We start from the raw sequence: 13827 nt of genomic DNA, 5'->3' as shown, positions 1-13827 counted from the left end.
GATGAACGTCGCTGAGATGACATCCGGCGCCCAGTTGGCGGATACGACCGTCGTGCAGCTTTTGGCCGCGCGACTCGCGGAGCGGCCCGACAAGATCGCCTTGCAACAAAAGCGTCACGGCGCCTGGACCGCCATGACGTGGGGCGCCTATGCGCAGCGTGTCGTGAACCTGGCCAGCGCGCTGCGGCGTGCTGGTCTCGAGCGCGGCGATCGGGTCGCGATCATGGGCGATTCGTCCGAGGAATGGCTGATCGCGGACATGGCCACGATGTGCGCCGGCGGCGTCATGGTGGGCGTGTACTTCACCTCGTCACCCGAAGAAGTGGCTTACTGCTTCACGGATTCAGGCGCGAAGTTCGCGTTCGTCGGCGGGGAGCCGCAGCTTCGCATCGTGCTCGCCTCCGGTCGGGCCGAGCAGCTCCGCGGCATCATCGTGCTCGACCTGGATTGGACCGGCGAGGCCTCGGCGTCGATCAAGTCGCTGGCCGACTTTGTTGGAGCACTCGATGTCGATGCGCATGACTATCTGCAGAAGGAGAGCGCGACAGCAAAGGCGTCCGATGTCGTCAGCATCGGCTATACGTCCGGGACGACCGGAAACCCCAAAGGCGCCATGCTGACGCACCTTTCCATTCTCGCCGGCGTTCATTGCATCACCCTGTTCGGCCCCAGCATGCGCGAAGAGGAGCACCGGGTGGTCGTGCATTTGCCGATGTCGCACACCGTGGCGCGCGGGCAGGCGACCACGTTGCCGCTGATCGCCGACGCAGTTCCATATTTCGGCGAGACGACCGCGGATTTCGCCCAGACGATCAAAGAGGTGAAGCCGACCTACTATATGGCGCCGCCGCGGTTCTACCAGCGCTTTGCGACACAGATCCTCAGCAAGGTGCATCCCGCCGGGGAAGCGGGAGATCAGAACTACACGCTCGCCATGACGATCGCGCGCAGGGCGCTCGAAGACCGTCAGCGCGGCCACGAGGATGCCTTCGTCTCGAAACTGTTCGCGGCCTGCCGCGAGCAAGTGTTCCTACCGCTGCTCGCGGAGGTCGGTTTCGACGAGCTGAAGGTCGCGTTCACCTCGTCGGCGGCGATGCCGTCCGAGCTGATGTCGCTGTGGCAGTTGTGGGGCTTGCAGCTCAAGGAGTGCTACGGCCAGACCGAACTGGTCGGTGCCAATCTGGTGCAGATGGCGGAGTGGCCGAAGGCCGGCAACGTCGGGGTCCCTCTGCCGGATCCGGCCTGGGAAACCGCCGTGCTCCAGGACGGCGAGATGATCGTCCGTGGACCGGGATTGTTCGCGGGCTATTGGAACAAGCCGGACGAGACGAAAGCGGCGCTTCGCGACGGCTGGCTCTACACCGGCGACATCGTCGAAGTGTCGCCGGAAGGAACCTTCAAGCTTGTCGACCGGAAGAAGGAGATCATCAACACGTCGAACGGCAAATCGATCAGCCCGACTCAGATCGAAAACGAGCTGAGGCACAGCCCGTTCATCTCCGAGGCGGCTGTGATCGGCGAGGGGCGAAAATATCTCACCGCCCTGATCGAAGTGGATGCCACCGCCACAATGGACTGGGCGAAGTCGCGCGACGACAAGATCGCGAGTTACGCGGACCTGGCAGGCTCCGAGATCGTCAACCGGCTGATCGAGGCGGAGATCGGCAAGGCCAACGGAAGGCTGGCGCGAGCCGAGCAGATCAAGGCGTTCCGCATTCTGCCGGAGGAGCTGTCGCTCGAGAACGGCGTGATGACGCCGACGCGGAAGAAGCGTCGCAAGCAGATCAACGAGCGTTATCAGTCGCTGATCGCGTCGCTCTACGACGAATCCGAGGAGAAATTGATCAAGGCCGAGATGGGCCTTTGACGTCGGCGGTCGCTCCTCAAACGTACGAAACCACTAGTCGAGAAAGATTTCACCCCTTAGCAACAGGACATTGAGATGACCAAGCGAAGCGGAATCACGCGGCGGACGATTGTAGGAAGCGGATTGGGAATTGCGGCAGGCCTGGTATCTAGGCCATCGTTTGCGGCGAACACGAAGGTGAAGTTGGGAGCGATCATGCCCAGCAGCGGCGTGCTGGCGTTTCCCGGTCAAGCCTGCGTGCGCGGCATCGATCTCGGCGTCAAATTCGCGCGTGAGAAGTTCGGCCTCGACATCGAGATCGTTCACGCCGATACGCAAAGCCGTCCGGAGAACGGTCGGATTGCCGCCGAGAGCCTGATCCGGCAGGGCTGCACCGTGCTGATCGGCGCGTGGGATTCCGGCGCCACCATTTCGGCGTTGCAGGCCTGCGAGGCCGCCAAGGTGCCCATGGTGGTCCACATCGCGAGCGCTACCCAGGTGACTTCGCAGGGCTTCACCCAGGTGTTCCGCTATTATCCCACGTCGCTGACCATCGTGCGGCAATCGCTGACCGAGCTGAAGTCCGTGCTCGGCACGCTGAAGGATCCGCCGAGCAGCGCGGTCGTTCTCCATCTCAACAACACGATGGGGCAGTCGACGGCGGCCAGCATCGATCAGGCGTGGAAGGAAGTGGATGTTCCGCTCAAGATCGCGCAGTACATTGCCTATGACGAGAAAGCGAAGGATCTGTCGGTAGAGGTCGCCAAGGCGAAAGCGTCGGGTGCCGATGCTTTGATCTCGGTCACGCGCGTCAACGACGCGATCATGATCGCGCGCGAATGCATCAAGCAGGGCTGGGACCCAAAGATGGTGTTTTCGCCCAACTCCAACGGCGTGTCGGACAAGGCGTATCACGACGCGCTCGGAAAGTATGGTGACGGTCCGATTTTGTCGGCGTTGTGGCTCAATCCCAAGGGCGCCGAGACCGACAAGATCGTGAAGATGTTCGCGGCCGACTACCCGAATGACTGGTTCGATGCCAATGCGGGCTGCGCGTTCGAGGCGGTGCAGATCGTCGCAGACGCCGTGACGCGGGCGGCGTCGCCGGAGTCGGCGGCGATTCACGGCGCGCTCAAGAAGACCGACATGAAGCCGATCCTGATGTACGGCGACAACACCAAGTTCGACGAGACCGGCCAGAACATCCACTGTTCGATGGTGATGCTGCAGGGTTTGAAAGGCAGGCCGCGGGTGGTGGCTCCAAAGGCCATTGCGGAAGTGTCGCTCGAGTATCCGCTTGCGCCTTACAGCAAACGCTGACGTCGTTACGGGCGGCCCCACGAAAGCGTCGTGGGGTCGCGGTCGTGAAAGGCTCAGGCAGGGACGTGCGAACTAGGGCAAACCGTCCGAATTGATCAGGCGCGACCGCTCGGCGTGGAAGCGGCGGGGGCTCTTTCCCATCGTCTTCTTGAACATCGTGATGAATGCGCTGGGCGTTTCGTAGCCCAGTTCGAGCGACACAGCCTGGACCGAAGTGCCCGCCGTGAGGCGTTGCATGGCGATCAGAATGTGGAGACGCTGGCGCCAGCGCCCGAAGGTCATCCCTGTTTCCTTGGCGATGAAGCGTGCGAACGTACTCTCGCTCATCGCGTAGCGCGAGGCGACTTCGTCCATCGTGCTGCGGTCGCCCGGATTATTCAACAAGGAGGTCGCGAGGTGTTGAAGACGGGCGTCGGGGGAGATCGGCAGATACATTTCATCCGTTGTCGACATCTGCACGAGTTCGTCGAGCAAAACGCGGCCGAGACGGCTGGTTGGTCCTTCCAGCGGATAGAGCGGTGGGAACACCGAGAGACGGTGGATCAATTCGCGCACCAGCGACGTGATCATCAGCGTGCAGCAGGTCCGCGGCAGCATGCTGACCTGCGGATCGATGAACACGGTGTAGAGTTTGCCGAAATCGGCCACGCAATTGCTGTGCTGCACGCCGGCCGGGATCCATACCGCGCCTTGCGGAGGCACGATCCACAAGCCGCCAGGCGCCCGGCACATCACCGAGCCATGAGATGCGACGACCAATTGGCCTTTGCGGTGTGAGTGCAGCGGCAGATCGTCGTTGTCTTTGCTGGTTTCGAGACAGAATGAAGTGACGGGACGATCGAACTGATCCGGATCGACAGGATCATAGTTGATCCGAAGATCGGGCAGATCCATTCGCGCAAATTCGCGATCGAACTCGGTCTCGGGCGGCATTTCAATCCTGCCAATTCGTCAAGTCGGTCAAGCTTTGATGCAGATCCTGCTGCTAGCCGAGGTTAGCTGTTTTGAAAGGTCAGGTCACTAGTCGCGGCGAGCCGTCGAGTTCGCTGATCTGCGACAAGATGCCCGCTACTGCGGCGTGAGCGCTGAGCGATGCGGCATGCTGCGCCGTGACCAAGCGGGAGCACCTGTCAGGCGGCCGACGGCTCGATCACTCGCCCGATTAAACCAACAGCAGAGAATGCTGCAATGCGAGCCTCGGCGTCCCGCCGGAGCCGGGCAATCTGTCGGAACGCGGCCGTATTCAGCAGCACGTGCCATAGCACCCGATGCTACCAAGTGCGGGCTTTCGAGGAGCCCGACGCATGACTGCACACATCGATCCGCCACGCAAGGCCGTCAACGCCGATCAGGATGCGGTCGAAACCGCCGATTGGCTCGCCTCGCTTGGATCGCTCCACCACAGCGCCGGTGCCGAGCGCGTGCGATACATCCTGGCTGCGCTCGATCGGCGTGCGAAGGAGCTCGGCGTTCTGCTGGACTCTCCGCCGTTCTCGCCCTATCGAAATTCGATTCCGCTTGAGCAGCAGAAGCCCTACCCCGGCGACATCGCGATCGAGACCCGCCTGACGGCGCTCATTCGCTGGAACGCGCTCGCGATGGTGGTCCGTGCCAACAAGGCCTATGGGGAACTCGGCGGGCACGTCGCCAGCTACGCCTCGGCGGCAGAGATCTTCGAAGTCGGTTTCAATCATTTCTTTCGCGCGTCAAGCTCCGAGTCGGAGGGGGACTTGGTGTATTTCCAGCCGCATCCGTCTCCTGGAGTCTATGCACGAGCGTATCTCGAAGGCCGATTGTCGGACGAAAATTTGAAGCTGTATCGCCAGGAACTGAGTGGCCCCGGTCTGTCGTCCTATCCGCATCCCTGGCTGATGCCAGAGTTCTGGCAGGTGCCGTCGGCGTCGATGGGCCTCGGCCCGATCAGCGCGATCTACCAGGCGCGGTTCATGAAGTATCTGCAGCATCGCGGCCTGGTGCAGACGGCTGGTCGTCACGTCTGGGGTGTGTTCGGCGACGGCGAGATGGACGAGCCGGAATCGATCGCCGGGCTCGCCCTGGCGGCACGGGAAAATCTCGACAACCTCACCTTCGTCGTCAATTGCAACCTGCAGCGCCTGGATGGGCCGGTCCGCGGCAACGGGCAGGTGATTCAGGAACTCGAATCACTTTTCCAGGGCGCCGGCTGGAACGTCATCAAGGTGCTGTGGGGATCGGACTGGGACGATATCTTCGCGCGCGATATCAAGCATGCGCTGCTGCGCAAATTCGCCGACACCGTCGATGGCAAATATCAGACGCTCGGCGCCAAGGATGGGGCCTACAACCTCGCCAACTCCTTCAGCGAGGATCCCGAGGTCCGGGCGCTAGTTGCGCACATGTCGGACGCGGATATCGACGGCCTGAAGCGCGGTGGCCACGACTTCAAGAAGCTGTTCGCGGCCTTTGCCGCCGCGAAGGACATTAAGGGTCGGCCGACCGTCATTCTGGCGAAGACCAAGAAGGGCTACGGCATGGGCGGCGCCGGCGAGTCGCGCATGACGTCGCACCAGGCCAAGAAGCTCGACGTCGACGCGCTGTATGCGTTCCGCGACCGGTTCGCCCTGCCGCTCAGCAACAAACAAGTCGAGGATCTGGAATTCTTCAGGCCTGCGGAAGACAGCGCGGAAATTCAGTACCTACGCGCCCGTCGCGCGGCACTCGGTGGGTACATGCCGGCGCGGCGACGCGCTTCGGCGGCGCTGCCAGTGCCGCCGCTGCAAACCTACGCGGAGTTCGCGCTGCGCGGCGACGGCAAGGAGACGTCGACCACGATGGCGATCGTGCGGCTGTTCACCAATTTGCTCAAGGACAAAACGCTCGGCCCGCGCATCGTTCCGATCGTCGCCGACGAAGCCCGCACTTTCGGAATGGCGAACCTGTTCAGACAGGTCGGCATCTACTCGCCGGCGGGACAGCTCTACGAGCCGGAAGATGCCGGTTCGATGCTGTACTACAAGGAAGCGATCGACGGTCAATTGCTGGAGGAGGGGATCACCGAGGCGGGGGCGATTTCGTCATGGACCGCGGCGGCGACCTCCTACAGCATCCATAACTTCCCGTTGCTGCCGTTCTATATCTACTATTCGATGTTCGGCTTTCAGCGGGTCGGCGATCTGATCTGGGCGGCGGCGGACCAGCGCGCGCGTGGCTTTTTGATCGGGGCGACGGCCGGCCGGACGACGCTCGGCGGCGAAGGCTTGCAGCATCAGGACGGGTCCAGCCATCTGACGGCGGCGACCGTTCCGAACTGCCGCGCCTACGATCCGGCATTCTCCTACGAGGTGGCCGTCATCGTCGATCACGGCATGCGGTCGATGCTCGAGCAGGGCAACGACGAGTTCTATTACCTCACGGCGATGAACGAGAACTATGCGCAGCCCTCGATGCCCGACGATGCACGCGACGGCATCATCAAGGGTCTCTATCGGGTTCTGCCGAGCGCTGACGGGCCGGCGAAGATCAGGCTGGTCGGCTCGGGCGCCATTCTCCCGGAGGCGCTCGCCGCCGCAGCGATGCTGCAAAGCGAATGGAAAGTGGCCTGTGAAGTCTGGTCGGCAACGAGCTTTTCCGAGCTGGCGCGGGAGGCGCGCGATGTGGAGCGAACTAATCGGCTCTCGCCGCTGTCGACCCCGGTCGAGAGCCACGTCGTACAATGCCTCGGCGGCACGGTGCCGATCGTCGCGGCATCGGATTATGTCCGGGCGTATCCGCAACTGATCGGTTCTTACATCGAGGCGCCCTATACGGTGCTGGGCACCGATGGCTTCGGGCGCAGCGATACACGCGCCGCGCTGAGATCGTTCTTCGAGGTCGATCGCAAGCAGATCGTCGTTGCGGCGCTGTCGGCACTGGCAAAATTGGGTCAAGTGGCGCGTGAGCAGGTCGCCGAAGCCATCGCCAGCTACGAATTGCCGACCGGCGTTGCATCGCCTTGGTCGCGCTGAGAGAGGGCGAAGCGCGCATGTCTCGTTCAATTGAAGTCGTTCTGCCAGATATTGGGGACTACAAGGATGTCCCGGTAGTCGAAATCAATGTGTCGGTCGGCGACGAGGTCACGATCGACATGCCGTTGCTGTCGATCGAGTCCGACAAGGCGACGATGGAGGTGCCATCCCCAGCCGCAGGCACGGTGGCCAAACTGATGATCGACGTCGGGGTGCGGGTTTCTCAAGGTTCGGTTCTGATGGTCCTCGAAGGTCGCGGCGAATCCACTGCGCCTCCGCCGGCGACTGCGTCGGCACCGCTGGTGGAGCAACGGATCTCGCAGCAGGAGGCGCTGTCACGGCCGGCGCCCGCGGCTCCAGCCGATGACTCGCGAGCACGTGCACAGCAGCCGCAGCCTAGCGGGGCGGCGCATGCATCGCCGTCGGTCCGCGCTTTGGCGCGTGAGCTCGGCGTGACGCTGGACTCTGTCGTGCCCACAGGCCCCAAGGGCCGGATTTTGCGCGAGGATGTGGCGGCCTTCGTCAACGGACTGGGGCGATCGAGACCGGCGATGGCGCCTGAGCCCGGCGCCCCGGTCGATTGGCCCAAGGTGGATTTCGAGAGGTACGGCGCGGTCGAGCGCCTGCCGCTGACACGGATCCAGAAGCTGACCGGTACGAACCTCTCGCGCAACTGGAGCGTCATTCCCCATGTAACGAATTTCGACAGAGCGGATGTGACCGACGCCGAAGCCTTTCGTCAGCTCGCCAATGCCGAGGCCGCGAAGGACACGGCGAAGCTCACCATGGTGTCGCTGCTGATCAAGGCCGCGGCCTTGGCGCTGCAGAAATACCCGCGCTTCAATTCGTCGCTCGATGGCGATGAGTTGATCCTCAAGCACTACGTCCACATCGGCGTCGCTGTCGACACGCCGAGAGGTCTGGTCGTGCCGGTGATCCGGGACTGCGATAAGAAGGGCCTTCGGCAGATTGCCGCGGAGATGCGCTCGCTCGCCGACAAGGCGCACGCGGGGCAGCTCGCGTCGGGCGACATGCAGGGCGGCTGTTTCTCGGTGTCGTCTCTCGGCGGCATCGGCGGTCAGGGATTTACGCCCATTATCAACGCGCCCGAGGTGGCGATCCTCGGCGCCGGGCGGGCCGCCACCGAGGCGGTCTGGAACGGCCGCGAGTTTGAACCGCGCCTCATCCTTCCGATGAGTCTGTCGTGGGATCACCGGGTCGTCGACGGCGTGGCTGGGGCCCGGTTCCTGGGCTTCGTCGCGTCGGTGCTCTCCGATCTGCGGCGCTTCGCATTGTGAGGACGCAGATGCGGACAGAGGAAATCCGGGTCCCCGACATCGGGGATTTCCGAGACGTCGAAGTCGTCGAGGTCCACGTCAGGGCGGGCGACGTCGTCGTGCGGGAACAGGCGTTGATCACAGTGGAATCCGACAAGGCCACGCTGGAGATTCCGTCGCCGATCGCAGGGGTGATCACGAGCATGTCGCTGCGTGTTGGAGACAATGTGTCTCAAGGCTCCATGATTGGCACGGCGTCGGCGTCGGACGAAGCGGGCGCGCAAGGCCAGACGATCTCGGCGGATCAGGATGTTGGCCAGCGCGCAACAGATTATACGCGCTACGATCTTGTCGTGATCGGAGGCGGGCCGGGCGGCTATTCAGCAGCGTTTCGGGCCGCAGACCTTGGACTGAACACCGCGATCGTCGAACGATACGGCACCTTGGGCGGAGTTTGCCTGAACGTTGGATGTATCCCGTCGAAGGCGCTGCTTCATGTTGCGGCCGTCAAGGAGGAAGCCGAACGGATCGCGGACAAGGGCATTCGCTTCGCCGCGCCGCAGATCGATCTGCAGGAGCTGCGCGCCTTCAAGCACGGCACCGTCAAGAAGCTGACGGATGGGCTGAGCCAGATGGCGGCAGCGCGCCGCGTCACGGTGATCCGCGGCATCGCGAAATTCGCCTCCGCCATGCGGCTCGAGATTGTCGGTGAGGGGGCAGGCTCGCAGCAAATTGAATTTGGTCAATGCATCATCGCCACGGGCTCGCGCGCGGTGCAGCTGGCGGTGCTTCCCAAGGACGAGCGGGTGGTGACCTCGACCGGCGCGCTCGCGCTGCGAAGCATTCCGGGCCGCATGCTCGTGATCGGAGCGGGGATCATCGGGCTGGAGATGGCGACCGTCTACAGCTCGCTCGGCGCCAAGATCAATCTTGTCGAAAGGCTTCCCGATATCCTGGCGGGCGTGGATGCCGACGCGGTGAAGATCTGGCGTTCGCGCAACGCGCATCGCTTCGAGCATATCGACGTCGCAAGCAGCGTATCAACCGCCGAAATCACGCCGGACGGCGTGAGGGTCGGTACCACAGGCGCATCGGTACGGACACGATCGTACGATTTGGTGTTGCAATCGGCCGGCCGTGTTCCCAACAGTAGCGAGCTCGGCCTCGAACGGATCGACGTTGCCATCGATTCGAACGGCTTCATTCAGGTCGACGAGCAGATGAGAACGACGGCGCGCAACGTCTTCGCCATCGGCGACGTCGTCGGCGGTTCGATGCTGGCGCACAAGGCCGTTCACGAGGGGCACGTCGCCGCGGAAGTAGCTGCCGGGAAGCCGGCGGCCTTTACCGCGAAGATCGTCCCCAATGTCGCCTACACCGATCCTGAGATCGCCTGGGTCGGCAAGTCCGAGCGTGATGTCGCCGAATCCGGACGGAAGATCCGTTCGGCAAAATTCCCATGGGCCGCGTCCGGCCGGGCCATCGCGTCGGGCGCGTCCTATGGCATGACGAAGCTGCTGTTCGACGCCGAAACCGGTCGCATCGTCGGGGGCGTGATCGTCGGACCGCATGCCGGCGATATGATCGGGGAAATCTGTCTCGCTATCGAAATGGGGGCTGACGCGATCGATATCGGAAAGACCATTCACCCGCATCCGACCCTCGGCGAGACGATCGGCATGGCTGCCGAAGTCCATGAGGGCATTTGCACCGACCTGCCTCCAATCGCCAGAAAGCGGTAGATCAGTTGGCCCAATCGATGTCCGTTATCGAGGCCCTTGAACAACGTCGCGCCGGCGCCAAGCTCGGCGGCGGCGAGAAGCGCATCGACGCGCAGCATGCGCGCGGCCGCCTCACCGCGCGGGAGCGGATCGATCTACTGCTCGACAAGCATTCGTTCGAGGAGATGGACATGTTCGTCCAGCACCGCTCGACCGAATTCGGGATGGAGAAGACCAAGATTCCGGGAGACGGCGTGGTCACCGGCTGGGGCACCGTCAACGGCCGCAAAACCTTTGTCTTCGCCAAAGACTTCACGGTGTTCGGCGGTTCGCTGTCGGAGACCCACGCTCTGAAAATTACAAAATTGCAGGACATGGCGATGAAGGCGCGCGCGCCCATCATCGGCCTCTACGACGCGGGCGGCGCCCGCATCCAGGAAGGCGTGGCCGCGCTCGCCGGCTATTCCTACGTGTTCCGCCGCAACGTGCTCGCCTCGGGCGTGATCCCGCAGATATCGGCGATCATGGGCCCCTGTGCCGGCGGCGACGTCTATTCGCCAGCGATGACCGACTTCATCTTCATGGTGAAGAATACCAGTTACATGTTCGTCACCGGCCCCGAAGTCGTGAAGACCGTGACCAACGAGGTGGTTACGGCGGAAGAACTCGGCGGCGCCTCGGTGCACGCCACGCGCTCCTCGATCGCGGACGGTGCGTTCGAGAACGACGTCGAGACGCTGCTGCAGATGCGGCGGCTGATCGACTTCCTGCCGTCCAACAACACAGACGGCGTGCCGGAATGGCCGAGCTTCGACGACATCGAGCGGGTCGACATGTCCCTGGACACGCTGATCCCCGACAATCCGAACAAGCCCTACGACATGAAGGAGCTGATCCTGAAAGTCGTGGACGAAGGCGATTTCTTCGAGATCGCGGAGAGCTTTGCCAAGAACATCGTCACGGGTTTCGGCCGCATCGCCGGCCGCACCGTCGGCTTCGTCGCCAACCAGCCGATGGTGCTGGCCGGCGTGCTCGACAGCGACGCATCGCGCAAGGCGGCGCGCTTCGTTCGTTTCTGCGACGCCTTCAACATCCCGATCGTGACCTTCGTCGACGTGCCGGGCTTCCTGCCGGGCACCGCGCAGGAATATGGCGGCCTGATCAAGCACGGCGCGAAACTCCTGTTCGCCTATTCGCAATGCACCGTGCCGCTCGTGACCATCATCACGCGCAAGGCCTATGGCGGCGCCTTCGACGTCATGGCCTCCAAGGAGATCGGCGCCGACCTGAACTACGCCTGGCCGACCGCGCAGATCGCGGTGATGGGTGCCAATGGTGCGGTCGAGATCATCTTCCGCAGCGACATCGGCGACCCCGACAAGATCGCGGCCCGCACCAAGGAATACGAAGATCGCTTCCTGTCACCCTTCATCGCCGCCGAGCGCGGCTATATCGACGACGTCATCATGCCGCATGCAACGAGGCGCCGCATCGCACGGGCGCTGGCCATGCTGGGTGACAAGAAGATGGAAATTCCGGCCAAGAAGCACGACAACATTCCGTTGTAGGAAGAGCTGTGTTCAAGAAGATTCTGATCGCCAATCGCGGCGAAATCGCCTGCCGGGTCATCAAGACCGCGCGCCGCATGGGAATTGAGACGGTCGCGGTCTATTCCGAAGCCGACCGCGACGCCCTCCATGTCGAGATGGCCGACGAGGCCGTGCTGATCGGCCCGCCCGCCGCGGCGGAGAGCTACCTGGTCATCGAGAAGATCGTCGAGGCCTGCCGCAAGACGGGCGCCGAGGCCGTGCATCCCGGCTACGGCTTCCTGTCCGAGCGCGAGGCGTTTCCGCGCGCGCTGGAGGCCGCCGGCATCGTCTTCATCGGGCCCAACCCGGGCGCGATCGCGGCGATGGGCGACAAGATCGAATCCAAGAAGGCTGCCGCGAAAGCAAAAGTCTCGACCGTGCCCGGCTACCTCGGCGTCATCGAGGACGCCACGCACGCGGTCAAGATCGCCGACGAGATCGGCTATCCCGTGATGATCAAGGCATCCGCCGGCGGTGGCGGCAAGGGCATGCGCATCGCGCATTCGACAGCCGAGGTCGCGGAGGGATTCAATCTCGCCAAGGCGGAAGCGAAAGCGTCGTTCGGCGACGACCGCGTCTTCGTCGAAAAGTTCATCGTCGATCCCCGCCATATCGAGATCCAGGTGCTGGGCGACAAGCACGGCAACGTGATCTATCTCGGCGAGCGCGAATGCTCGATCCAGCGCCGCAACCAGAAGGTCATCGAAGAGGCGCCGTCGCCGCTGCTCGATGAGGCCACCCGCCGCAAGATGGGTGAGCAGTCCGTCGCACTGGCCAAGGCCGTGAATTACGACTCCGCCGGCACCGTCGAGTTCGTCGCGGGGCAGGACAAGAGCTTCTACTTCCTGGAGATGAACACGCGCCTCCAGGTCGAGCATCCCGTCACCGAGCTCGTCACCGGCGTCGACCTCGTCGAGCAGATGATCCGTGTTGCCGCCGGCGAGAAGCTCGGCATCGCTCAGAAGGACGTCACGCTGACCGGCTGGGCGGTGGAATCGCGCCTCTACGCCGAAGATCCGTTCCGCAACTTCCTGCCCTCGATCGGGCGGCTGGTGAAATACCGACCGCCGGCGGAAGTGAGCAAGGACGGCATCACCGTGCGCAACGACACCGGCGTGCAGGAGGGCGGCGAGATCTCGATCCATTACGATCCGATGATCGCCAAGCTCGTCACCCACGCGCCGTCGCGCGCGGCCGCGATCGAGGCGCAGGCGACCGCGCTGGACTCGTTCTACGTCGACGGCATCCGCCACAATATCCCGTTCCTGTCGGCGCTGATGCATCATCCGCGCTGGCGCGAAGGGCGGCTGTCGACCGGCTTCATTGCCGAGGAATTCCCCAAGGGCTTTGCGGTGCGCGTACCCGAAGGCGAGGTCGCCCGGCGCATCGCCGCGGTCGGCGCCGCCATCGATCACGTGCTGGGTGAGCGCAAGCGGCAGATCTCGGGTCAGATGGGCGGCCGCGTCGTACAGCGCGAGCGTCGCCGCGCGGTCTGGCTCGACCGTCAGGAGATCCAGCTCAAGGTCGCTCGCGAGGGCGACGCGATCGCGGTGCGCTTCGTCGACGCCGAGGGTAAGGCCGGCAATTCGCATCTGTTGGCCTCGCCCTGGAAGCCGGGCGATCCGGTCTGGCAGGGCACCATCGACGGCCATTTGGTCGCAGTGCAGGTGCGGCCGATACCCAACGGCATCCGCCTCGCGCATCAGGGCGTCGAGGTCCCGGTCTATGTCTGGACCGAAGCGGAGGCGACTTCGGCGCGGCTGATGCCGGTGACGACGGCCTCCGATACCGGCAAGAAGCTGCTTTGTCCGATGCCCGGGCTGATCGTCTCGATCGCGGTAACGGAGGGGCAGGAGGTCAAGGCCGGCGAGACGCTCGCGGTGGTCGAAGCCATGAAGATGCAGAACGTGCTCCGCGCCGAGCAGGACGGCACCGTGAAGAAGATCCACGCCAGTGCCGGTGCGACGCTCGCGGTCGACGCGCTGATTTTGGAGTTTTCCTGAATACCGCAAGAGGCGACCTGAGATGGGCAGCCTGACTGCAGGAATTCCGGTTACTTCCAGGTAGAAGTCATGTTGGGCAGCTCGGCGT

Annotated in this window: 8 protein-coding genes; 7 read left to right on the top strand and 1 reads right to left on the bottom strand. The window is 63.5% G+C overall.

Annotation, left to right across the window (positions count from 1 at the left end):
* The first annotated feature begins 1 nt into the window (after position 1).
* Both BRA1253DRAFT_RS12320 and BRA1253DRAFT_RS12315 read left to right on the top strand, forming a co-directional pair.
* Positions 2-1867, top strand: coding sequence for a long-chain fatty acid--CoA ligase (locus BRA1253DRAFT_RS12320; protein WP_007594447.1), 1866 nt, complete (start codon positions 2-4; stop codon positions 1865-1867).
* A gap of 75 nt (positions 1868-1942) precedes the next feature.
* Positions 1943-3166 carry an ABC transporter substrate-binding protein gene (locus tag BRA1253DRAFT_RS12315; RefSeq protein WP_007594445.1) on the top strand — a complete coding sequence of 408 codons (1224 nt, stop codon included), beginning with the start codon at positions 1943-1945 and terminating at the stop codon, positions 3164-3166.
* Positions 3167-3238: 72 nt separating this feature from the next.
* Here BRA1253DRAFT_RS12315 and BRA1253DRAFT_RS12310 read toward each other — a convergent pair whose 3' ends face one another.
* Positions 3239-4060, bottom strand: a complete 822-nt coding sequence (locus BRA1253DRAFT_RS12310) for a helix-turn-helix domain-containing protein (RefSeq protein WP_035995142.1) — start codon at positions 4058-4060, stop codon at positions 3239-3241.
* Between the two features lie 410 nt (positions 4061-4470).
* On the opposite strand from BRA1253DRAFT_RS12310, the gene mdeB reads away from it, so the two are divergent.
* From mdeB to BRA1253DRAFT_RS12285, 5 genes are read left to right on the top strand one after another with little or no spacing between them, the layout of a single operon-like run.
* Positions 4471-7149 (top strand): alpha-ketoglutarate dehydrogenase, encoded by a 2679-nt coding sequence (gene mdeB, locus BRA1253DRAFT_RS12305; protein WP_007594441.1) that lies wholly within the window; start codon positions 4471-4473, stop codon positions 7147-7149.
* A gap of 17 nt (positions 7150-7166) precedes the next feature.
* Complete coding sequence (locus tag BRA1253DRAFT_RS12300; protein ID WP_007594439.1) at positions 7167-8447, top strand: 2-oxo acid dehydrogenase subunit E2; 1281 nt, start codon at positions 7167-7169, stop codon at positions 8445-8447.
* Between the two features lie 8 nt (positions 8448-8455).
* A complete protein-coding gene (lpdA, locus tag BRA1253DRAFT_RS12295) occupies positions 8456-10168 on the top strand; it encodes a dihydrolipoyl dehydrogenase (protein WP_007594438.1) in 1713 nt (570 codons plus the stop codon).
* 17 nt (positions 10169-10185) lie between these two features.
* Positions 10186-11715, top strand: a complete 1530-nt coding sequence (locus BRA1253DRAFT_RS12290; RefSeq protein ID WP_007594437.1) for an acyl-CoA carboxylase subunit beta — start codon at positions 10186-10188, stop codon at positions 11713-11715.
* An 8-nt stretch (positions 11716-11723) separates the two neighbouring features.
* Positions 11724-13739 (top strand): acetyl/propionyl/methylcrotonyl-CoA carboxylase subunit alpha, encoded by a 2016-nt coding sequence (locus BRA1253DRAFT_RS12285; RefSeq protein ID WP_007594436.1) that lies wholly within the window; start codon positions 11724-11726, stop codon positions 13737-13739.
* Positions 13740-13827: the final 88 nt, after the last annotated feature.

Origin of the sequence: Bradyrhizobium sp. WSM1253 (assembly GCF_000244935.1) — a bacterium.
Classification (GTDB): domain Bacteria; phylum Pseudomonadota; class Alphaproteobacteria; order Rhizobiales; family Xanthobacteraceae; genus Bradyrhizobium; species Bradyrhizobium canariense.
Note: the sequence above shows the minus strand (reverse complement) of the source record. Positions and strands in the feature narration are given on the sequence as shown.